The following is a 1,635-nucleotide window of genomic DNA, read 5'->3' on the forward strand; positions in this document are numbered from 1 at the left end:
ACTCTGGGCAGTACCATTGATGGTAATTGTGCCTGTTTCTGTGGTAATCTGTCCTTTTTGTTCTAACCAGACACCACGATTAAAATTATTTCCGTTTCCACCCGTACCCTGAATGTTAATTAAACTATCGATAGAAGAAATTACAGAATTTTCTCCTTCCACCCTAACCCCGTCATTACCATTACCATTTGCCTCAGTTAATGAACCTTGTCCGTTGATTATTATGGTAGAGCTACCCGTAGAGCTTATTTTTCCTCCATTAATAATATAAACACCATAGTTTTCACTCCCCGTTCCGTTTCCAGTGCCATGGACAGTGATATTTCCCGTTTCTGAAGTAACTATTCCATTATCAAAAACTACTACCCCACGATTACCATTTGTCCCATTTCCTGCTGTACCAGTGATAGAAATAGCCCCTGCTACAGAAGAAACTTTGCTATTAGTTCCGTCAATTCGTACTCCATCGTTATCGATGTTACCTGTAGCAGTAGTTGATCCGTTACCTATAATATTGATTTGGGAAGCGTTGGCTTCTGTTCCTGTTGATGTAATACTTCCGCCAGATGTTAACCAGACACCATAGTTACTAATACCTGTACTGCCACCCGTTCCATTAACTGTTATGTTGCCTGTTTCTGATGTAATTAATCCATTGCTAACCAGTAATACACCTTGATTTTGTTGAGAACCTGTACCAGCAGTTCCAGTAATGGTGATATTACCACTAATGGAGTTCACGCTACTATTACCTTCGATGCGAACACCGTCATTACCTACACCAGCAGTTAATAAAGAGCCATTACCTGTAATATTAATAGAAGCAGTACCTGTGGAATCAATCTTTGACTCAATAAGTAATATAACGCCTACATTAAAATCTGTGCCACTTCCCCCTTTACCCGTAAGATCGATCGCTCCATCTACCGATGTAATTGTGCTAGTATCACCCTGAAGTATAATTCCATAATTACCAACACCACTAGCATCAGTGGCTCCATTGCCGATTATGGTTATAGTTGCCGCTCCAGTCCCCGTAGAACTAATAGAACCGCCGAAAGCTATTGCTACGCCGATATTAAGGTCTGTTCCCTGAGTCCCCGTTCCAATGATACTTATAGGGGTTGTAGATGTAGTAATGGGAGTAGTAATCAACTGACCAATCCCCGTTTCAATAGCAATCTCTTGATCATCAACTACAATTATTTGATGATCGTATTCTTGACGAATAATATTTAATTGAGCATCTGTCAGATTGATGCCTCTAACTAGATACGAAAACAATTCTCCCTCGTCACCTACAGTATCAATCTCATTAATTTGTGCGTCCACATAATGCCCTATTTCTTCTAACAAAATGGCGATGATTTGTGTTTCTGTGGCGGTAGCTAAAAAGTCTTCTGAAATGTAAATAGTGTTGCTACTTTCTCCATAACCTGCAACGGCATTTCCTAAAACCTCACTGCTTACGATTTGAATGGGGGTAAACTACTAAAATCGCCATTTAACCATTGATTTCTGATACTCTCTGCGATCGATCGATCAAAGTTTGTTCCAAAAATTAACTCAAAATCTGTCCAAAATTTATCAGAATTAGCAAAATCAGTCAAATCTTGAAATAAATGATCGTAAAGG

At 39.3% G+C, this 1,635-nt stretch carries 1 protein-coding gene; it reads right to left on the reverse strand.

Annotated features, from left to right (window positions below; genetic code table 11):
• The coding region (locus ACN4EE_RS23140; RefSeq protein WP_431708865.1) for a beta strand repeat-containing protein at positions 1-1,356 on the reverse strand (1,356 nt) is incomplete at its 3' end.
• Between the last annotated feature and the right edge of the window lie 279 nt (positions 1,357-1,635).

This window comes from Geminocystis sp. CENA526 (assembly GCF_050753365.1).
Lineage (GTDB): Bacteria > Cyanobacteriota > Cyanobacteriia > Cyanobacteriales > Cyanobacteriaceae > Geminocystis.